We start from the raw sequence: 20,516 nt of genomic DNA, 5'->3' as shown, positions 1-20,516 counted from the left end.
TAGTAAGAATTTAGGTGATGTTATGGAAAAAGTATCCAGTTTAGAGACTGTGCAATCGAGTGATTGGCTGATAAAAATATATAAAAAACTTGTCTTCGGTGCCTTTAATAGTCTAAAAACCGGGCATGTAATTTTGTTAGAAGGTAACAATGTAACTCATTTTGGTGATAAAAAAAGCGAACTCAATGTAAAGCTTACAGTTCACAGTAATGCTATGTACAAGTCCTTCGCTTTATCAGGCAGTGTAGGTGCGGGTGAATCATATATCCTTGGTCATTGGGATTGTGATGATTTAACCAAATTAATTGAAATATTTGCCATTAATCAAAATGAGCTCGATGCATTTGAGAAGAAATTTGCATTTTTCAGTAATATTTACTTTCGATTAAATCATTTTAAGAACAAAAACTCAGAGCACGGTTCAAAAAAGAATATTGTTGCTCATTACGATCTTGGTAATGAGCTTTATTCATCGTTTTTAAGCACAGAAATGTTGTACTCAAGTGCAGTTTATCCATCAAAAAGCGCTTCTTTAGAAGATGCACAAAAACATAAACTCGATTTAATTTGTCAGCAAATAGATTTACAGCCAGGCGAAAAAGTAGTTGAAATTGGAACCGGATGGGGAGCATTTGCAATACATGCAGTAACGCATTATGGCTGTCATGTTACAACCACGACAATTTCAGATGAACAATACTCATACGTAGCACAAAAAGTAGCCGAGCTTGGGTTAGAGGATAAAATAACGTTGCTTAAAAAAGACTATCGCTTACTTGAAGGGCGATATGACAAGCTTGTTTCCATAGAGATGATCGAGGCTGTAGGGCATGAATATTTACCGAGTTTTTTCAAAAAGTGCAATGAATTATTGAAAGAGTCTGGTGCGATGCTAATTCAAGCAATAACTATTGCCGATCAACGTTACAAGCACTATTTAAAAAATTCTGATTTCATACAGCAGTATATATTCCCTGGTGGATGCTTACCGTGTATTGATGAAATGAATAAACAAATAAAGCAGCAGTCCGACATGGTAGTCCATAGCATAAAGGACATAGGAGTCCATTACGCGAGAACATTAGCAGATTGGCGTTCTCGCTTTGTCGCAAGTTGGCCTGAAATTGATAAAACTAAGTTTGATCAGCGCTTTTATCGTCTTTGGCTTTTCTATTTAGCCTATTGTGAAGGGGCTTTTCGCACCAGAGCAACCAGCACTGTTCATTTAGTGGCACGTAAACCTCGCTTTAGCCATTCAAGAGACGACATTGCGCTCGGTTATTAATTTTGCATTGTTTCAAGGTGTTTGGTTTATGGCCTTACTCCTTGAAACTAGAGCAATAATTCCAATACTCTGTGTAATTGGTCTAATGGTTTATTTGTCTAAACAGAAAAAACAAGATTTAATACTGATCACATTTGGCTTAGTTATAGCGCTAACATACGAGTATTTAATGGTTTTATCAGGGATGTTGTATTTTAAACAGTCACCTTTCCCGTTTTGGCTTGTATTATTGTGGTGTGCATTATTACTGACTCTGAATACCTCAATGCAGTTTTTAAATAAGCTCCCTTGGTTTTTTTCTTTATTGGTTTGTGCCATTAGCGCACCTGCAAGTTATTGGGCGGGTGCTCGTTTTGGTGTTATTACCATTTCTGTACCATTATTGCAGTTTTGGCTTGTTTACGGGGTGGCTTGGTCATGTATGTTCAATCTCATTATGTATTTGAACAAACGCTTTGCTCAAAACAGCAATCAAAGCTCACCACAAATTTAACCTTCACAATTAAATTAAAGGTATTCATGAACCGTTTTATAGCTAATACAATCTGTGCGGTGTGCTTAGCCTTTGTTGGTCAATGCGTTTCGGCTGATTTTAAAACCGTCGGAACGTCTCGTTTTGAGTACATTTTTTGGGATGTTTATGACGCTACTTTGGCAACGACTACAGGGCAGTACGAGTTTCCTCAGCACCCGACTAAATTATCACTTACTTATCTTCGCGATTTTGCTGCAAAAGACATTGTCAAAGCAACCAACGAGCAGTGGCGGTACCTAGGGAAAAACCAACTGGTTAAAAAGTATGATGATAAGTTATTGGCAATCTGGCCTGACATAAAAGAAGGCGAGACACTTACTTTTATTACGACTGAAACAGGTATAGGTACTTTTTATCATCAAAATAAAGAGCTAGGCTCGATCAAGGATGTTAATTTTGCGGATGACTTCCTCTCTATATGGCTATCTGAAAACACATCTGAGCCTAAAATGCGCAAGCAATTACTGGGTCGTTAAATACAATTACCATTTGTTACAAACGCTATCAATAGGAAATAATATGAACAATACAATCCGTGGTTTAATTCTATTTATGCTTGTTTTTTTAACGAGCTGTGCAGCGCCCGATGTCGATTATTACAGCCAAAGCCAGCCTGAGTTTAATTTTAAGACATTCTTCAATGGTAAATTGAAAGCCTACGGTGTCGTACAAGATTATAAAGGCGAACTTACCCGTAAGCTAGTTGTTGATATGGATGCGTTTTGGGATGGCAATAAGGGCGTTATAGAAGAAGATTTTGTTTACGATGATGGGGAAACACAGCGCCGCGTTTGGTATATAACTTTAAACGATGATAATACATTAACAGGAACTGCTAGTGATGTCATTGGGATAGCGCAAGGTGCGAGTAATGGAAGTGTTTTTCATTGGACATATTCTTTAGAGTTGTCTGTTGATGGTAGCAGTTATGAAGTTAACTTTGACGATTGGATGTACTTGGTAACAGATTCTCGCTTGATTAACCGTACCGCTATTGATAAATTTGGTATTGAGGTTGGTGAAGTTACTTTGGTGATTGAAAAAATTGAACAGTAGATAGTTTTTTTATAATAGTATTAAAAAGTCATTAAATTCAGTATTCGTTAATGATATAAGCATTATTTTTTAAGACTATTATCCAAATTTTATCCATTTATTAAGAATTTAAACAAAAATGGCAATTTGCTGTTGCCAATACTTAAAAAATGCATAAAGATAGGTTTTGCGAAGGCAAAATAATAACGAATAGGAATTTAACAAATGAATAAAGCTCAATTAGTTGAAAAAATCGCTACTGATGCAGAAATCTCTAAAGCAGCGGCTACACGTGCACTTGACGCGTTTACTGGTGCTGTAACAACATCTTTAAAAGAAGGTGATTCTGTTGCATTAGTTGGTTTTGGTACTTTCTCAGTAAAAGAGCGTGCTGCACGTACTGGCCGTAACCCACAAACAGGTGCAGAAATTCAAATTTCAGCGGCAACTATCCCAAGCTTTAAAGCAGGCAAAGGTCTAAAAGACCAAGTTAATCCTTAATAAGTTAAAGCACTTATTAACAAAAAAAGGGCTGTTTAGCCCTTTTTTTGTGCTTTTTAATTATTATATTCTTAACGCTTTATCACCACGGCCTATGCCTACAGCCCCAGAACGTACCACTTCGATAATATCGGTCTCATGGCGTAAAGTGTCTAAAAATGATTCAATTTTATCTGTACTGCTAACGAGCTGTAATGTATAACTATTGCGGCCCATATCTAAAATAGCGCCGTTAAATACATCGGCTACGCGAGTAACTGCCGAACGTTTAGCCTCATCTTGAGCATGAACTTTCACGAGTAATAACTCACGCTCAATATGTGCTATTTCAGTCAGGTCGATGATTTTTAAAACATCCACAAGTTTATTAACTTGCTTAGTGATTTGTTCAACAATACGGTCATCTCCCATTGTGGTGATGGTGATCCGTGATAATGAATGATCATCAGTAGTGCCTACAGTTAAGCTATCAATATTATAGGCGCGTTGTGAAAACAGACCAACTATACGCGACAAGGCACCTGGCTCATTTTCTAGTAAAATAGATAGTATACGGCGCATTATGCTTTTACTCCTTTACGTAGCCACATTTCATCAATTGACCCAAGTTTAATCTGCATTGGGTAAACGTGTTCTTTTTCATCAACACAAATATCTAAAAATACTAACTTGTCAGTAATCGCCATAGCTTTGTCAATCGCAGGCTGTAACTCATCTAGTGTATTTACCCTAATGCCTACGTGACCATAACTTTCAGCTAATTTTACAAAGTCAGGCAGTGAGTCCATATAAGATGATGAGTGGCGACCACCATAAACCATATCTTGCCATTGGCGTACCATACCTAATGAGCGATTATTCAAAGAAACAATTTTGACTGCTAAGTTGTATTGCATGCAGGTTGATAATTCTTGAATATTCATTTGAATTGAACCATCTCCAGTCACACAAATTGACTCTTTATCAGGAAATGCCAGCTTCACGCCCATAGCTGCAGGTAAACCGAAACCCATGGTGCCTAAGCCCCCTGAGTTGATCCATTGGCGTGGATTTTTAAACGGATAGTATTGTGCAGCAAACATTTGATGTTGGCCAACATCTGAGCTGATATAAGCGTCACCATTTGTTGCTTTATAGAGGGCTTCAATAACAGCTTGTGGTTTTATTTTTTCGCCATCATTGCTGTAGCTTAAGCACTTTTGCTCGCGCCAGCTGATGATCTGACGCCACCAATCTTCTTGGGCACTTCGGTCTATATTTAAAGGGCTTTTATCTATCGCGGTCTGTAATTGTTCAAGTACCGTTGCAAGGCAACCTACGACAGGAATATGGGCTTTTATTGTTTTCGAAATAGATGTTGGATCGACATCAACATGGACAATAGTTGCATTCGGGCAAAACTTTTTAACATTGTTGGTTACCCTGTCATCAAAACGAGCACCTAAGGCTAAGATTACATCAGCATTGGCCATTGCTTTGTTGGCTTCTAGGCTGCCGTGCATGCCTAGCATGCCAATAAAGTTGGGGTGTACACCACTGATGCCACCTAAACCCATTAGAGTATTGGTAATTGGCGCATTAAGTGACTCTACTAAACGTGTTAGTTGCTCTGAGGTATTTGAAATGATGATACCGCCGCCAGAATAAATAACTAATTTTTTAGCTTCTAATATAGCAGTTACAGCTTTGCGTATTTGTTTTGAATGACCTTTAGTATTAGGGTTGTAGGTTCGTAATTCGGTTGTGGAAGGGAATTCAAAATCAAATTTTAACGCTGGGTTTAACATGTCTTTTGGCAGTTCAACAACGACAGGCCCTGGGCGGCCGCTACTTGCGATATAAAATGCCTTAGCTAAAATTGTTGGAATATCTTTAGCGCTACGACAGTTAAAACTATGTTTAACAATAGGGCGAGAACAGCCAATAATATCGGTTTCCTGAAATGCATCATCACCAATTAAGTTAGTAGGTACTTGACCTGATAATACAACCATTGGAATTGAATCCATGTACGCTGTCGCAATGCCCGTTATGCAGTTTGTAGCACCTGGCCCAGAAGTAGCTAAAACCACCCCAACATCGCCTGTAGCACGCGCATAGCCATCGGCCATGTGCGTTGCTGCTTGTTCATGTCTTACTAAAATATGCTCAACATCATCTTGTTGAAATAAAGCATCATAAAGATCTAATACAGAGCCACCGGGGTAGCCAAATATATATTTAACCTTTAACTCTTTTAATGCCTGAACCACTAGTTCGGAGCCATTATATTGTTTCGTACTCATCCTCATTCCTCACGTACCTGATACTTTTAATTAAGGTTACAAGTAAATAGTTACCTAATAGACTTAATTAAATTAGTATTACAATTTAAATGCATAAAAAAACCCCCGCTGGAGCGAGGGTTTTTAAAAAGCTGTTTCACCTTTTAATACATCCTCGCAGGGCTTAAGACTAAGACCAGTACGAGAACGTTTATTTGGTGAAATTGATGTTTCATAATATTACTTTTCTTCTGTATGTTTGTTATGAAATTTCTAATGAACTATTTAATTACTCGGTGCCTAAGACACAATTAATTCACTTTTTTATTACCTCTATTTTTAAGTGTTTTACTACCTAATGTCAACCGCCAGCAAGACTATCTTGCATTAAAATTCCAAATTAATTGGTTTTTTATTTTAAGCTAGCTTTAAAATGTGTTTTTTTACGAGGTAATTAAAGAATTTATGCTTAAAATGATAGCTGTTGATGGAGCGATGATTTGATCTCAGCTACAGAGTCTAATTGTAGACAAAGACGTTACGATGACAAAGCTTAATAATAGGAATGGTGTTGAGCTCTAATTATGTGAGAGATAAATATTTTTAGATGCTATTTCATACAATTAATTAAAGATTGAACACAGGGTATTCAGCTGATGTTGCAGGGATGAGCATAGGTGATAGCGCTTAATTTATTCATTAAACGTCTATGAATTGAGTACTAATACCAATCGACTTAGATATTTAACCATTCTAGCGGGCTAAATAAAGCGCTAACAGCGTTATAAATTTTTCATGTTCGACTGCATGGATGCAGGAGGTAGAGCAATGCAGGAGCAATTGCCGAGATCAACACCATGTCAAAATTTATGCCTTGTTATCACCGTATTTACCTGTCGCTATAAGTGGTCAGTAACTTAACTCGATTGGTATAAAATTGTTAGTACAAAGGGCCGTTGAATCGAAAATTGACAGGCACAAAAAAACCAGTTTTAACACTGGTTTTTTGTGCTTTTTAACCGTTCAGAAAAAATTATAGACGGTCAATTACAGCTTGAGTGAAATCGGTAGTTCCGTGGTTGCCACCTAGATCACGCGTTGTACGATCACCGGTCTTAATCACATCAGCTACAGCGCTACGGATGCGCTCAGCTGTATCACCCATTTCTAAATGCTCCAGCATTTGAATTGACGCTAGGATCACAGATGTCGGGTTTGCTAAGTTTTTACCCGCGATGTCAGGTGCACTACCATGTACAGCCTCAAAAATCGCTGCATCTTCACCAATATTAGCACCTGGCGCCATACCAAGACCACCAACTAGACCTGCACATAAGTCAGATAAAATATCACCAAAAAGGTTTGTTGTAACAATAACGTCAAACTCTTCTGGGCTCATTACTAATTTCATACAAGTAGCATCAACAATCATTTCTGTTGATTCAATTTCAGGGTAACGCTCTGCAACTTCACGTGCTACTTTTAAGAATAAACCTGATGTTGATTTTAAAATGTTAGCTTTGTGAACAGCTGTTACTTTTTTACGGCCTTCACGAACGGCAAGCTCATATGCAAAAGTAACGATTTTCTCAGCACCGTCACGCGTGATCATTGACATTGCTTGTGCTTCGTTACCATCTTCTGAAGTCACTTGGCCTAAACCTGAATACATACCCTGTGTATTTTCACGTACTGTGATGATATCAATATCATCGTAGCGGGCTTTTGTTCCGACAAATGATTTTACTGGGCGCACGTTTGCGTATAAACCAAATTGCTTACGTAATGTGACGTTGATTGAAGTAAAACCTTCACCAACAGGCGTTGTTAATGGGCCCTTTAAAGTGATTTTATTACGTGCAATAGTGTCAATAGTCTCTTGCGGTAATAATTCACCTGTTTTCTCTAAGGCAGCTAGACCAGCATCAACGAATTCATAATCAAAATCGCATCCTGCGGCTTGTAATATCTCAAGAGCTGAATCAATAATACTTGGACCGATACCGTCGCCTTTGATTACTGTGATGATTTTTTTGGTCATGAACTTTTCCTATTACGAGTTAGAAATACACGTAAATATGTCGCAAAAATAAACTGCGATAACTTGTTAGATAATTTACGTGAATGAGTTTGAAAATTTAAGCGGCTTTTATAGCAATTTATTCAACTTTTTGCCAGTAAAAACCGTGAAAATAGTCAATATGTCTTATAAAATGCGCTGTTTATACACTATTACTTAAACCTAGGCTGGTTAATTGTGAATAAAAATTCGCAGTACTAGGCCAGCCAAGTTCTTTTAATACAGAATCTAAAATTTGCTTTTGCCACGGGCTGAGTACGTATTTTGGTTGATATACTTGTGTTGAAATTAACTTAACCGCAACCCATAACTTAGCCGAATCACTGAGTGATTTCTTTTTATGTTGCTCAGCATCTAATAAGGCTTGAGTCCATGGGTTATCACTTAAAACGGTGAGTAAGTACTGGCTGAGGGAGTCAGGGTCTAACTGTCGAACACCAAATAACCATGAGAGTAGGGGGCTTTTATCATTATTTGGTTCTTTACTATGCAATGTTTTTCGGCTTAGATCAGTACTTGCGTGCTCAATCAAATAACTTATATATGCATAAACAGGCAAGGCAAGTTGCTCAAATTGTTGCTCACTATTATGTCTGAAAAACAGTGCTAGAATATTAATTATACCGCGTAAACGACAATGAATATGACGCTGTAAAGGGTGCTTATGGGATGTTACAAGCTGCTCAAATAGTACGTGCTGTATTATTGCGGGGGCATTATCTAGGCCGACCATACACAGGCTATGCCGTAAGTCTTTACCAGGTAAATTTTCTTTATTATAAGGTTTAACTGACTGACATAAATTTTCAATTGTTTGAGTTTGATTCTGTAATAATTTAATCAGTGCCGTGTATGAATATTCATGTTGTACTTTAACTTGGCTTATCAGTATTAAAAGCGCTTGTTGCTGCTCATTAACTTCCTCATTCTTTACAAGGTGCTCACTAAACCAAACACTGAATAAAACTCGCTTATCTATAATAGGCCGTTGTTTAGCATTGGCATCTAGTTGCGCTTTAATACTATGCCAGCGTATTTTTTGCTCTGTATCAATAGAAATAACAAGGTGTTTTTGAGTTTTATCTTCACCGATGTAAACGAGATCCTGTTCACCATGTTTAACAACACTTCCAGGTACAAAGGGGCCTATGTGTGCAATGATGCTTTTTAGTGCGTATTGTGCAAACTGATTGGGTGTACGTAAGTAAATATCAGCCACCGCTTTATAAACGCTGATATGATCATTGTGTTCACGATAAGTTATATTCATCGCGATTATATTTGCAAGGGCGACTAAAATTGTTGCGCCATCGTAAATCATAATTTGTGGTGTGCTAAGTAAGGCTTGTTTGTATTTATTTAGTCGTGCTAAAACTGCTGAGATATTATCCGTTGGCACCTGAGAAGATTGCAAAAGTTTAATAGCAAGCTGGTGGCGACATTGCCACTGCTTTTTTTCTTGTAAATTAAGTGGTTGGCGAAGTGCTAACTTGTTACTTTGCGTTTGAACACATAAGTAGTTTGTAAGGCAAACAAAAATGAGTTGTTGTGTAACTTTACTATCATAACCTAAACTTTTGCAAAATGCGGTGATCAATACACATTGATTGACAACTAGGTTCGTCGTATACCCATAGCTTTTTACGTACAAAGTAAGTTGAGCCTGCATAGCATGTGGTGTGTGCTCATAGACTTGATAATAGCGTTCAGCTAATTGACTAAGTAGTGGATAAATATTGGGCCATTGGCTTTTATTATTATAACAGCGCAGCACTTGGTGTGTTTTTTCAAAAAGGGTTACCAGTGATTGTGGATTGACGGTATCCATTATTTAATATTATCCTTCGCGCTGATAGGCATCAAATGCACTTGGGCCCCATAAAACTAATTCACCATTTTTAAATAGTAACCCCGAGCACTCATCCATAGTGGTGATCCCGTCTGACTTTATATGCTGAGTGCGGTAGAAAATAATTTGCCATACTTCTTCTTTATCACGCTTTGCAAAGGTAAGATCTGGACTACCTAAATAATCTAATACGCTGTTCAAATTAACGGGATTTTCTATCGTTAACTTATCAATATAACGCTTATTGAAAGCTTCGCGGTCTTGCCAAATCATTGCTTGAGGGTCATCTTTATAAAAAGTAATAACCAAGGTAGCAATTAAAGCATAGACACCTAAACCTAATATTAGATAGCGAAAAACCTTTTTAAACATCTGACACTCTTACACTGAAACTTAAAATTGAGTATACGCATAGTTGAAATTCAGTGCCATGCTAATGCGATTAATTGAGTCTTAACTGCTTTAAACTAAAGCCTAAGTTTATATCTGTGCGCAAACTAACCAAGTTTTTTGAAATAATATAGTCTTCCATACCAGACGCTAGTTTTTTACGGGTGCCGGGAGAAAGCGATTCATCATTGGCGGCTAACGTAATATCAGCGTGTTTAGCTATCACGTCTTGTGCTGTTTTAGTTCCAACACCTTTTATTCCAGGAATATCATTGGTTTTATCACCAGCCATGGCCCAAAAATCAATCAACCTAGCTTGTTCAACACCAAAGCGTTGGTGTATGGAATTTAAATCTAGATACTCTTTTTTAAAATAGTCGTACACACTAATGTAATTATTTAGGCTAGGTAAAAAGCCCTTGTCGGTAGATACAATAGTCGAATGTAGCTGATTCTTTGCCATCTTATGCGCTAAAGTGGCAATAATATCATCAGCTTCATCATTAACGGGTGCAAAAACAATAATACCAGTTTGCTCTATGGCGTGTTTAAATTTAGCGAGTGAATTTCTTAAAGTTTCAGGCATTGGTGCTCTGCTACTTTTATACTGCTTGTAATAATGATAACGCCAGCTTTTATCGCCATCAAAGACTGCAATAGCATGTGTTGCTTGGGTGATTTTTAGTAATTTTTCACAGGCATGCGCTACACGCGCGCAGCACGTTATAATCATTTGCTCATCGCTGCCTTTATTTTGATTACTATCAACAGCATAGATACGCCTAATTAAATTAAGCGCATCTATTAAAAGTAATTGTCCAGACACTAAATAAAAATCCTCATGCTTTAATTTCGTAACATGGAGTATATTTACTGCCGGGAAGTTTCATTCGTCCTTGTTCAACAAATGCACGTAATAATTTATCCATGGCGTTCATTAATTCAGGTTCACCACTTAAAATAAAGCGACCGTCTTGTTTTATTGCTTGGATCCCTTCATCTTTTACATTGCCGGCAACAATGCCAGAGAATGCACGACGTAGATTAGCTGCAAGCTGTTGCTTAGGTTGATCTAAATGAAGATCAAGTCCCGCCATATTTTTATGCGTTGGGGAAAATGGCTGTTGAAAATCGTTTTCTATTTTCAGTGTCCAGTTAAAGTAGTAAGCATCGCCTTGGCTCTTGCGGTAATCGCGTACATTAGCCATCGCAGATTTTAATTTAATACCCACTAATTCAGGGTTATCAATGATCACTTCAAATTTATCAAGAGCTTCAGTGCCTAACGTCATTTCTACAAATTTGCAGAGTTCAATGAAATAATTTTCGCTTTCTTTAGGCCCAGTTAAAATGACAGGTAACGACTGCTTTTGATTCTCAGGATGTAATAAAATGCCAAGTAAATAAAGCAGCTCTTCGGCCGTTCCCGCACCACCTGGAAAGATAATAATACCGTGAGCCGTTCTAATAAATGCTTCAAGGCGCTTTTCTATATCAGGGAGGATAACGAGTTCGTTAACGATTGGATTAGGTGGCTCTGCGGCAATAATGCTTGGTTCTGTTAAACCTAAATAACGGTTGTTGGTATTACGTTGTTTGGCGTGACCAATCGTTGCGCCTTTCATTGGACCTTTCATTGCGCCAGGGCCACAACCGGTACAAATGTTTAAGCCTCTTAAGCCCAGTTCATAACCAACTTGTTTGGTATATTTATATTCAACTTCATTGATCGAATGTCCGCCCCAGCAAACTATCATACTCGGATCGCTGTTCACGCGAAGTGCAGCAGCATTACGCAACATATCAAAGACCATATGAGTAATGCTTTTTTGATCTGTTAAGTCTTTTTCGTATTTTTGGCAAATAAACAAGATGTCGCGTATCACAGAGAATATATGCTCGTGGATACCTGTAATAATTTCACCATCAACAAAAGCCGTAGTAGGGGGGTTAATTAATTCAATCTTAATGCCTCGCTCACGACTTACTAAGCGAATGTCAAAGTCTTTATATTTATTATAAATTTCAAGGCTTGAATCTGTATGGCTACCAACATTAAGTACTGCTAACGCGCAATTTCTAAATAATTTATAACGTTCACTCGTGGACGATTGCTCTAATAGGTCTACTTCTAATTGTGACAGTAAATCTAACACACCGGTTGGGTTTAACTGTATTAACATAGGCATTCTCCTTGCTGAAAAGCAGTTCGGTGGTCGTGATTATTTACTGATACATATTCGGTCACGACCTGTATTTTTAGCTTTGTAAAGCGCATCATCAGCGCGATCAAATGCACTTAAAGGGGTATCCCCTTTTTTAAACTGAGTAACACCAAGTGAAATTGTAATTTCGACTTGTTTATTCTTAAATTTAAATGGAATGCCTTTCACAGCCTTACGTAGTTTTTCAAGGGGCTGACTTGCATGTTCAAGTGACATACCTGGCATTAATAAAACAAACTCTTCGCCACCATAACGTGCAATAAAGTCAGATTTACGAATCGACATTTGCAACGCTTTTGCAATTACTTGCAATGTTTTGTCACCAGCACTGTGTCCATACTTATCATTAATTGACTTAAAGTGATCAACATCAATAACCACTAATGTCATATCTGATTCTTGGACTGCAAAAAGGTGAAACTCATGATTAAAGCGTTCATCAAATGCAGCACGATTAGGTAATTTAGTTAAACCATCGAGTAGGCTTTTAAAACGCTGTTCATGTAAACGTTTTTTATACTTGGATAGCTTGCCTTCTAAACTACCAATTCGTTGATTTATTTCGTTAAAACTGGAAATTAACGCTTGACGGTCTTCTTGTTCAAGGCGTTCTTTTTCAATTAAATCTTGGCTAAGCGACTTTAATTCATTATCAACGAGTGCCTTTAACGATGAGATAGACGTTGCATTTTGCGTTTGTGACGTTAAATTATTTATTTTACTTTCGATTCGTTTATTAAGTGCATCAAATTCAGCTCCCATCGATTGTGAGTGTTTGCTGGTTGAGACAATTGAATGATGTAATTCTTCAAGTGTCTGATTTAATGATACTAAAAAGCTTTGAGCGGATTGCCGCTCTTTACTTATATTACCGGCAATAATACGGATAATTTCAATTGCTGAAACTAATAAGTCATCCACAGTATCCGTTTCAGAGATATTATTTTTTATAGTTTTAACTTGTTCCGCAGCTTCATCTTCAAAGACTAAATCATTGGCTAAATTTAAGAGTTCTTTTGCCAATGAGGGTTGTAATGATGCTTGCTTAGAGTCAGTTAATGTAAGTTTTGCATGTAAAGCTTGATGGTAAATAGTAACAAGGCGGTTAAGAATAGGAATGAAATCCCTATTTGATTGGACCTGATTTAATTCATGATCGAGCAAGTGACGTAGCGTACGTCTTGCGTCATCAGGCAGCCCTTTTGTTTTTTGCAGCTGTTTACCGGCATCTTGAACACTATTGTAAAGTTCACGCTGATGAGCTGACTGTAGGGCTTCTTGCCCCTTTAATAGAGTAAGAACTTCATCAATAAGCGGCGCGAACATTTCAAAATCGACCCCTTTTGCTAATGCACTACGAAATTTAGCTAAACGGTTATCAAGTTCAATGTCCATACCTTTACAGCTTAATGATAATTTAGCTGAAAAATGGGTTAATGTATCGACCTGTTGTTTGCGCGCATGCTCTATCACCATGCGCGACTCAATGGCTTGTTTAAGTTTTTTATTTAAAACTTCGATCTGTTGTGACACTGATAGCTACCGCCATTGATTAAATCTTTATATTGCCTTAAGTTTACAACAAAATTGGAACAAATGTAGTCGCGAAGTCAAAAACTTAGCATTTGATGGTGATTTTTATTCATCGGGCTTATAACTGTGTCTTTTTGTCGCTTTTAATTCACATTAATAGCCATCATTGTTAGGCTAATTTATAACATAGCAATGATAATTTAGAATAAAGAGTCTATATGAAACGTTTTTTAGCATTATCGGTATTAGCAGCACTCTCTCCGTCAGCATTCGCTGACGTAAATTACTCTCTTGAGATCACTCAACCAGAGCATCATTTAGGGAATGTAAGTGTTGCGTTTCCTCAAACAGCACAAGCTCATTTAGATGTTAAATTACCGGCATGGCGCACGGGTCGTTATGAGATTTTAAATCTGGCTAATGGTGTGCGTTTTTTTCAAGCAAAAGATGATGAAGGTAAAGCGCTTAATTGGGAAAAAATAAATGCCAGTACATGGCGTGTGCACTTAGACGAACCAACTGATGTGCAAATAGATTACCAAGTGTATGCCAATGAATTAGGTAAGCGTGCCCGTCATATTGACGATAGTCATGCATTTATTGATGCATCCGGCTTTTTTATGTTTAGTGAGTCATTTCGTCAAGAGCCTGTGACGGTAACCCTAGATGTTCCAAAAGCGTGGCGTTCTGTGTCAGGAATGGATAACGCAGGCTCAAAACATAGTTTTAAAGCTGCAGATTATGATGTACTGGTCGATTCGCCAATCGAAACAGGTCTTAATGAACATCATACTTTTAAAGTGGGTGGTCGCGACTATGAGCTAGTGATCTGGGGAGAAGGGAACTATGACGTTGACTTAATGTTAAAAGACCTTAAAAAACTAGTCACAACAGGTAATGTGATCTGGGATGATTATCCGTACGAGCGCTATGTATTTATGGTGCATGCCACATCAGGTGCTGGTGGTGCAACAGAGCATTTAAACTCAACAATCATTCAACGACCGCGAGATCGTTTTGGTTCGCGCGAAGATTACCTGGCATTTATTAGTACGGCAGCGCATGAATTTATTCATACGTGGAATGTCAAAGCGTACCGCCCAGAAGGGTTAGTACCTTATGATTATACGAATATGAATTTTGACAAGTTACTGTGGATTGCTGAAGGTTCAACTAGTTACTTTGAAGATCATTTAATGGTTCGTTCTGGTATATCAACGACAGATGAGTTTTTTAAAAGTTTAACAAAAACAGTTAACCGCCATTTATTAACGCCGGGTCGGGACGTACAAAGCGCCACAGAAACAAGTTTTGATAAATGGATTAATCAAGGTGGTGACCACGCGCGTAACTATAGCACCAATATATACTTAGAAGGGTCATTAATCTCCATGGCGCTTGATATTGATCTACTTGAGAATAGCCAAGGAAAGCAAAGTTATCGCGATGTTCATCGTGCTCTTTATAATTTACATAAACTCCCACAAGGGTTTAGCGTTGATAATGTGAAAGCGATTTTAAAAGACTTAACTGGGCGTGACTATAGTACGTGGTGGGCTGCAAATGTAGACTCTCCAGCTAAAATTGATTTTGATATTTTACTTAATAAAGTAGGGCTTGTGCTTGAACGCCCTAAAGGTGCTAAAACATTAGCAAGTGTTGATGCGATGGCTAAAAATAGTGGCGAGTTACTTACGCTAACGCATGTTCGCCGTGGTGGTGCTGCGTGGCAAGCTGGCTTAACAACGGCAGATAAAATTGTAGCAATTAACAAAAAGCATGTTGGAAAAGATTTAAAAGCGAGTCTGGAAACATTCAAAGCGGGTGACAAAGTGACGGTTGACTTTATACGCCGTGATGCACTACAAAGCACGACACTAACTCTTACTGAAGACTTTGATAAAGCTAAAAAAATCGTCGTAAATAAAGAGGCTACTGAACAGCAAATGGCATTGTTTAAAGCATGGATGGGGGTCGATCATCCTAATCTAGTTAAATAATTAACATGACGAATGACTATACCCAAACTACCTCAAGATGAGACGCCCAACGGGTTGGTTTAAAAGCGATTTACACTGCATTATTGATTTTAATAAGGGAACAACCATTATTTTCAATCAATGCCTTGCCTAAATCGCTTTTAATTCCAACTGAAACTGGATCTTGAGATGGCTTGGGTATAAATGGAGCTGCGGCTCCTTTTTTTGTTATTAACCAAACTTTGCTTGAACATGTGATCTACAGATCAACTTACAGTGTTTTAAGCTACATAGAGCTTAAAAATTGAACCAACGAAGTGAAAGGTGCTAAGTTACACGTAGTTCATCAATTAAAAGGAATAATAATGAAATTAGAGTCGTTAGCACTTCATCATGGCTATGAATCAGAAGCCACCACAAAATCTGCCGCGGTGCCTATTTATCATACTTCATCTTATACATTTGATAACACTCAGCATGGCGCTGATTTATTTGACTTAAAAGTACCAGGTAATATTTACACTCGAATCATGAATCCCACCAACGCAGTTCTTGAGCAGCGACTAGCTGCAATGGAGGGCGGAATTGGTGCCTTGGCAGTTGCTTCTGGAATGGCCGCAATTACTTACGCAATACAATGTTTATGTGAAGTGGGCACTAATATTGTTAGCACCAGTCAGGTATACGGTGGCACGTACAACCTATTTGCCCACACATTACCACGCCAAGGTATTGAAGCTCGCATGATCAAAGCTGACGACTTTACTGCTTTTGAAAATGCTATAGATGAAAATACCCGTGCTGTTTTTTGTGAGTCAATAGGGAACCCTGCTGGTAATATTGTTGATATAGCACGCCTTGCAGAAATTGCACACAAAAAGGGTGTACCGTTGATTGTTGATAATACCGTTGCAACGCCTTACTTATGTCGTCCGTTTGAGCACGGTGCAGATATTGTTGTGCATTCATTAACTAAATACATTAATGGCCACGGAACTGCCATTGGCGGCATCATCATTGATTCGGGTAAATTTGATTGGAAAGCAAATGCGACACGTTTTGCTATGATGAACGAGCCCGATCCGTCTTATCATAATGTTGTTTATACAGATGCATTCGCTGAGGCTGCTTTTATAGGCCGTTGCCGTGTTGTGCCATTAAGAAATACAGGCGCAGCATTGGCCCCTAAAAACGCGTCAGACATTCTAATTGGTCTTGAAACACTTGGCTTAAGAATGGAACGTCACTGCGAAAATGCCCAAAAACTCGCTCAGTACCTTGAAGATCATCCTAAAGTGTCTTGGGTTAATTACGCAGGCTTAGCATCAAGCCCTTATAATGAAATGAGTAAAAAAATGACGGATTCAAAAGCATCTGGAATTTTAAGTTTTGGCATTAAAGGCGGGGCCCAAGCAGGCGCTCGCTTTATTGATGCGCTTAATATGGTCTTGCGGCTGGTTAATATAGGCGACGCCAAATCACTTGCTTGTCATCCCGCATCCACAACTCATCGTCAACTCAATGATGATGAGCTTGCAAATGCAGGCGTTAGTCGAGATTTAGTTCGTTTGTCGGTCGGCATTGAAAGTATTGACGATATTATTGCAGATGTAAGCCAAGCCTTAGAGCGTGCTTAACTATAATCAGAAGCCTCTTTTAGAGGCATTTTCCCTCTCAAATTTATTAATTAATCAATATATTAGTTTCTGACCGTTATAATGTAACAATTCATTGCAGGGCGATTGACCTCAAGCATACTTCGCGCGTACCCTATTGCGGATAAAATAAAAAGGATTATAAAATGCGTTTAAAACCTCTCATTGCAACACTTGCTGTTGCATTTTCGACGACAGTTATTGCAGATGAAGGAATGTGGCAGCCACATCAACTTCCAGAACTTGAATCAATACTAAAGGCTAAAGGGCTTGAAATTGATGCTAAATCTATTTCTAAGCTTACAGAATTCCCGATGAATGCTGTAATTAGTTTAGGTGGGTGTACGGCATCTTTTGTATCACCAAAAGGCTTAGTCGTTACCAATCATCATTGTGCTTATGGGTCTATTCAATATAACTCAACGCCTGAAAATAACATTTTAGAAAACGGCTTTTTAGCAAAAACACCCGCTGAGGATTTACCTGCAGCACCAGGATCGCGCGTGTATGTTACAGAAACCGTGACCAACGTAACTGATAAAGTAATCAAAGGCACTAAAAAGTTGAGCGCAAAAGCACGTTACGATGCGCTTGAAAAAAATGAAAAAGCCCTCGTAGCTCAGTGTGAAGCTGATGACAATTACCGTTGCAACGTATATTCATTCCACGGTGGTTTAGAGTTTTACCTTATTAAATCATTAGAAATTAAAGATGTACGTTTAGCATATACGCCGGCAATGGGTGTAGGAAAATACGGCGGCGATATCGATAATTGGATGTGGCCACGTCACACCGGTGATTTTGCATTTTACCGTGCCTATGTTGGTAAAGATGGTAAGCCAGCTGAATTTAGTGAAGACAATGTACCGTACGTACCAGACTCTTACCTAAGTGTAAGTGCCAAAGGCGTTCAAGAAGGCGACTTTGTTATGGTAACAGGTTACCCGGGGCGTACTAATCGCTACCGAATTGCTGCGGAAGTTGATTATGTATTTAACACCAGCTACCCAAAAGCGCGTAAACATAACTCAAAGTATGTGTCTTTGATTGAAGAAAACTCAGAAGATGGTAGTAAAGCGCGAATTGCTTATGAAAGCACAATTGCAGGCTACAACAACTACATTAAAAACTACGGTTCAATGATTGAAAGCTTTAATAAAGGCAGTATGTTTGAGCGTAAAAATCAGTTTGAGCAAGACCTAACAAACTGGATCAATAGCGATCGTAAACGTAAAAATCAATACGGTAAAATCTTAGATGAATTGTCGGCTTTAGTTGCACAGTCTCAAAATCATAATGAACGTGACCGTATGCTTGGCTATGTACATCGTTCGCAAATGATCAGCACTGCACGTGGTTTATATCGTTTAGCATATGAAAAACAAAAGCCAAATGCAGAGCGTGAATCTGGTTATCAAGAACGTGATTTACCGCGTTTTGAAGCGGGCTTAAAGCGTATGACACGTCGTTTTGATGCAACAGTTGATAAAGCAATTTTATTACACTTTTTAGAGTTGTATGCTGCGTTACCAAAAGCAGAACGTTTTGAAGATGTTGATAACGCATTTAAACTACAAAATGGGTTTGATAAAACAAAGCACAGTGAATTACTCTCGCAAATGTACGCAAATTCATCACTTAATGATGAAGCCGCTCGTTTAGCGTTATTTGAACAATCTTTAGCGCAGGTAGAACAAAGCGAAGACCCATTTATGCAATACGCTAAAGCGATATTTGCAGTAATGAAAGCAGAAGAAGATAAAGACAAAGCGCTTGCTGGTAAATTACAAGCTGCACGCCCGCAACTAATGAGTGCAATCATTGCATTTAACAAAGCACAAAATAAACCAGTTTATGCTGATGCTAATAGCACTTTACGAGTAACGTATGGCACGGTTGGTGGTTATTCGCCACAAGATGGTTTGGTTGCAACGCCATTTACCTCACTTGAAGGTTTACTCGCTAAAAACACCAATGTTGACCCATTCAATGCGCCTGAAAATCTACAAAAACAGATCAAAGCTAAGTTGTATGGCGATTACACCGGTGGTATGAATACTGTGCCAGTTAACTTCTTATCAAATGTTGACACAACAGGCGGTAATTCAGGCTCACCAACACTTAACGGCAAAGCTGAGCTTGTTGGTTTATTGTTTGATGGCGTGTACGAAAGCATCATTGGCGATTGGGATTATAACCCTGCACTTAACCGCTCAATCCACGTCGATTCACGCTATATGTTATGGGTGATGGATAAAGTTGATAAGTAAGCGTCTAGCAAAGTGCACCTGCCAGTAATTCGTCAAACCGATTAAGCTATTTCTGAATTTCAATTAGGAGATAGCCATGAGAAAAACACGTAGCCTTGAGCAGTGGCGTAACATTATCGAAGAACAACAAGCCAGCGATTTAACTATTACTGAGTTTTGCCAGCAACGTGCCTTATCTAAAACAAGCTTTTATACGGCACGAAGTAAGCTTAATACTGAATCCAGTCGTTTTGTTCAAGCAAAAGTCACTAAACACGTCGCCCCCACTGAACAGCAACTGCCGATCATGCTTACTATCGGCAGCGTGAAAATTAGCTTCCCACCCACAATGCCTGTCGCTTATTTGAGTCAATTGTTGCGTGAGCTTGCCTTATGAAAATGTTTGTTGAACCCGCGCGTATTTACTTGCATCGTGACGCCGTGGATTTTCGAAAGTCTATTGATGGTCTGGTCGCACTCGTTGAAAGCGAGCTTGAACGTGATGCTTACACTGGCGCATTATTTTTGTTCTGCAATAAATCGAAAGATAAACTCAAGCTGGTTTACTGGGATAAAACGGGGTTTGCTTTGTGGTACAAGCGCTTAGAAAAACAAAAGTTCAAATGGCCAAGTAAAGTCAGTTTGCAAGAATTTGAACTCAGTCCTGGGCAATTGGATTGGTTGTTGTCGGGATATGATGTGCTTGGTCATGAAGAATTGCAGTATCAATCGATGATCTAATCGATCATATTGACAGTAAATGATCGTTGCCACACCGTCTGCTTTATCTTTGCGTCAAACAAGAAAACAACGTCAAATTCTGTTAAATTGCGAACATGAAAATTGATGCACACTTACTTCCTGACGACCTAGAACAACTCAAGCGCATGGTGCTTGAGTTGCAACAAGTCGTTGCTGAAAAAGATGCGCAAATTC

At 38.5% G+C, this 20,516-nt stretch carries 18 protein-coding genes; 10 read left to right on the top strand and 8 right to left on the bottom strand.

What is annotated here, in order from left to right; genetic code table 11:
- Nucleotides 1–22: 22 nt before the first annotated feature.
- The 5 genes from A7967_RS07500 to A7967_RS07480 all read left to right on the top strand — a co-directional run bounded on the left by A7967_RS07500 (nt 23) and on the right by A7967_RS07480 (nt 3,356).
- Entirely contained in the window at nt 23–1,285 is a 1,263-nt protein-coding gene (locus A7967_RS07500) for an SAM-dependent methyltransferase (RefSeq protein ID WP_054203775.1), read from the top strand.
- A 28-nt stretch (nt 1,286–1,313) separates the two neighbouring features.
- Nucleotides 1,314–1,778 (top strand): DUF2878 domain-containing protein, encoded by a 465-nt coding sequence (locus A7967_RS07495; RefSeq protein ID WP_054203894.1) that lies wholly within the window; start codon nt 1,314–1,316, stop codon nt 1,776–1,778.
- Between the two features lie 26 nt (nt 1,779–1,804).
- Nucleotides 1,805–2,296, top strand: a complete 492-nt coding sequence (locus A7967_RS07490) for a chalcone isomerase family protein (protein WP_064435593.1) — start codon at nt 1,805–1,807, stop codon at nt 2,294–2,296.
- Between the two features lie 43 nt (nt 2,297–2,339).
- Nucleotides 2,340–2,876, top strand: a complete 537-nt coding sequence (locus A7967_RS07485) for a DUF3833 domain-containing protein (protein ID WP_054203774.1) — start codon at nt 2,340–2,342, stop codon at nt 2,874–2,876.
- Nucleotides 2,877–3,080: 204 nt separating this feature from the next.
- Entirely contained in the window at nt 3,081–3,356 is a 276-nt protein-coding gene (locus A7967_RS07480) for an HU family DNA-binding protein (protein WP_054203773.1), read from the top strand.
- A 63-nt stretch (nt 3,357–3,419) separates the two neighbouring features.
- Here the strand turns inward: A7967_RS07480 and ilvN are convergent, their stop codons facing one another.
- The 8 genes from ilvN to A7967_RS07440 form a co-directional block, all read right to left on the bottom strand.
- The gene (gene ilvN, locus A7967_RS07475) at nt 3,420–3,917 is read right to left on the bottom strand and encodes an acetolactate synthase small subunit (protein WP_054203772.1); all 498 of its coding nucleotides are present in this window, start codon (nt 3,915–3,917) and stop codon (nt 3,420–3,422) included.
- Nucleotides 3,917–5,641 carry an acetolactate synthase 3 large subunit gene (locus A7967_RS07470; protein ID WP_054203771.1) on the bottom strand — a complete coding sequence of 575 codons (1,725 nt, stop codon included), beginning with the start codon at nt 5,639–5,641 and terminating at the stop codon, nt 3,917–3,919. Before A7967_RS07470 ends, ilvN begins: the two co-directional genes overlap by 1 nt.
- Nucleotides 5,642–6,653: 1,012 nt before the next feature.
- Entirely contained in the window at nt 6,654–7,661 is a 1,008-nt protein-coding gene (locus A7967_RS07465; RefSeq protein ID WP_054203770.1) for an isocitrate dehydrogenase, read from the bottom strand.
- A 181-nt stretch (nt 7,662–7,842) separates the two neighbouring features.
- Nucleotides 7,843–9,528 carry a hypothetical protein gene (locus A7967_RS07460; protein WP_054203769.1) on the bottom strand — a complete coding sequence of 562 codons (1,686 nt, stop codon included), beginning with the start codon at nt 9,526–9,528 and terminating at the stop codon, nt 7,843–7,845.
- A gap of 9 nt (nt 9,529–9,537) precedes the next feature.
- On the bottom strand, nt 9,538–9,921 hold the full coding sequence (locus A7967_RS07455; protein ID WP_054203768.1) for a DUF3192 domain-containing protein: 384 nt from the start codon (nt 9,919–9,921) through the stop codon (nt 9,538–9,540).
- 70 nt (nt 9,922–9,991) lie between these two features.
- Nucleotides 9,992–10,765 (bottom strand): flap endonuclease Xni, encoded by a 774-nt coding sequence (gene xni / locus A7967_RS07450; protein WP_054454648.1) that lies wholly within the window; start codon nt 10,763–10,765, stop codon nt 9,992–9,994.
- A 13-nt stretch (nt 10,766–10,778) separates the two neighbouring features.
- On the bottom strand, nt 10,779–12,122 hold the full coding sequence (ppnN, locus tag A7967_RS07445; protein WP_054203766.1) for a nucleotide 5'-monophosphate nucleosidase PpnN: 1,344 nt from the start codon (nt 12,120–12,122) through the stop codon (nt 10,779–10,781).
- A gap of 39 nt (nt 12,123–12,161) precedes the next feature.
- Entirely contained in the window at nt 12,162–13,640 is a 1,479-nt protein-coding gene (locus A7967_RS07440) for a GGDEF domain-containing protein (RefSeq protein WP_054203892.1), read from the bottom strand.
- A gap of 275 nt (nt 13,641–13,915) precedes the next feature.
- Between A7967_RS07440 and A7967_RS07435 the strand changes: the two genes are divergently transcribed.
- The 5 genes from A7967_RS07435 to tnpB all read left to right on the top strand — a co-directional run bounded on the left by A7967_RS07435 (nt 13,916) and on the right by tnpB (nt 20,321).
- Nucleotides 13,916–15,697: a M61 family metallopeptidase gene (locus tag A7967_RS07435; protein ID WP_054203765.1), complete on the top strand. Its 1,782-nt coding sequence runs from the start codon at nt 13,916–13,918 to the stop codon at nt 15,695–15,697.
- 344 nt (nt 15,698–16,041) lie between these two features.
- Nucleotides 16,042–17,313 carry an O-acetylhomoserine aminocarboxypropyltransferase/cysteine synthase family protein gene (locus A7967_RS07430; protein WP_054203764.1) on the top strand — a complete coding sequence of 424 codons (1,272 nt, stop codon included), beginning with the start codon at nt 16,042–16,044 and terminating at the stop codon, nt 17,311–17,313.
- Nucleotides 17,314–17,477: 164 nt separating this feature from the next.
- Nucleotides 17,478–19,601 carry a S46 family peptidase gene (locus tag A7967_RS07425; protein WP_064435592.1) on the top strand — a complete coding sequence of 708 codons (2,124 nt, stop codon included), beginning with the start codon at nt 17,478–17,480 and terminating at the stop codon, nt 19,599–19,601.
- Nucleotides 19,602–19,677: 76 nt separating this feature from the next.
- Nucleotides 19,678–19,977, top strand: a complete 300-nt coding sequence (gene tnpA / locus A7967_RS07420; protein ID WP_054206958.1) for an IS66 family insertion sequence element accessory protein TnpA — start codon at nt 19,678–19,680, stop codon at nt 19,975–19,977.
- Entirely contained in the window at nt 19,974–20,321 is a 348-nt protein-coding gene (tnpB, locus tag A7967_RS07415) for an IS66 family insertion sequence element accessory protein TnpB (RefSeq protein ID WP_054206959.1), read from the top strand. Before tnpA ends, tnpB begins: the two co-directional genes overlap by 4 nt.
- The last annotated feature ends 195 nt before the right edge of the window (nt 20,322–20,516 follow it).

The sequence above is a fragment of the Pseudoalteromonas neustonica genome, assembly GCF_001653135.1.
Classification (GTDB): domain Bacteria; phylum Pseudomonadota; class Gammaproteobacteria; order Enterobacterales; family Alteromonadaceae; genus Pseudoalteromonas; species Pseudoalteromonas neustonica.
The sequence above is the reverse complement of the archived record's forward strand: the minus strand, read 5'-3'. Positions and strand labels throughout refer to the sequence as shown.

Bases quoted from the DNA above. Each gene is read 5' to 3' on its own strand.
- A7967_RS07465 (WP_054203770.1), bottom strand. From the start codon at position 7,661: ATGACCAAAAAAATCATCACAGTAATCAAAGGCGACGGTATCGGTCCA.
- A7967_RS07500 (WP_054203775.1), top strand. From the start codon at position 23: ATGGAAAAAGTATCCAGTTTAGAGACTGTGCAATCGAGTGATTGGCTG.
- tnpB (WP_054206959.1), top strand. From the start codon at position 19,974: ATGAAAATGTTTGTTGAACCCGCGCGTATTTACTTGCATCGTGACGCC.
- A7967_RS07480 (WP_054203773.1), top strand. From the start codon at position 3,081: ATGAATAAAGCTCAATTAGTTGAAAAAATCGCTACTGATGCAGAAATC.
- ppnN (WP_054203766.1), bottom strand. From the start codon at position 12,122: ATGTTAATACAGTTAAACCCAACCGGTGTGTTAGATTTACTGTCACAA.
- A7967_RS07485 (WP_054203774.1), top strand. From the start codon at position 2,340: ATGAACAATACAATCCGTGGTTTAATTCTATTTATGCTTGTTTTTTTA.
- A7967_RS07430 (WP_054203764.1), top strand. From the start codon at position 16,042: ATGAAATTAGAGTCGTTAGCACTTCATCATGGCTATGAATCAGAAGCC.
- A7967_RS07455 (WP_054203768.1), bottom strand. From the start codon at position 9,921: ATGTTTAAAAAGGTTTTTCGCTATCTAATATTAGGTTTAGGTGTCTAT.
- A7967_RS07490 (WP_064435593.1), top strand. From the start codon at position 1,805: ATGAACCGTTTTATAGCTAATACAATCTGTGCGGTGTGCTTAGCCTTT.
- A7967_RS07440 (WP_054203892.1), bottom strand. From the start codon at position 13,640: ATGGTGATAGAGCATGCGCGCAAACAACAGGTCGATACATTAACCCAT.
- A7967_RS07495 (WP_054203894.1), top strand. From the start codon at position 1,314: ATGGCCTTACTCCTTGAAACTAGAGCAATAATTCCAATACTCTGTGTA.
- A7967_RS07470 (WP_054203771.1), bottom strand. From the start codon at position 5,641: ATGAGTACGAAACAATATAATGGCTCCGAACTAGTGGTTCAGGCATTA.
- A7967_RS07460 (WP_054203769.1), bottom strand. From the start codon at position 9,528: ATGGATACCGTCAATCCACAATCACTGGTAACCCTTTTTGAAAAAACA.
- A7967_RS07425 (WP_064435592.1), top strand. From the start codon at position 17,478: ATGCGTTTAAAACCTCTCATTGCAACACTTGCTGTTGCATTTTCGACG.
- tnpA (WP_054206958.1), top strand. From the start codon at position 19,678: ATGAGAAAAACACGTAGCCTTGAGCAGTGGCGTAACATTATCGAAGAA.
- ilvN (WP_054203772.1), bottom strand. From the start codon at position 3,917: ATGCGCCGTATACTATCTATTTTACTAGAAAATGAGCCAGGTGCCTTG.
- A7967_RS07435 (WP_054203765.1), top strand. From the start codon at position 13,916: ATGAAACGTTTTTTAGCATTATCGGTATTAGCAGCACTCTCTCCGTCA.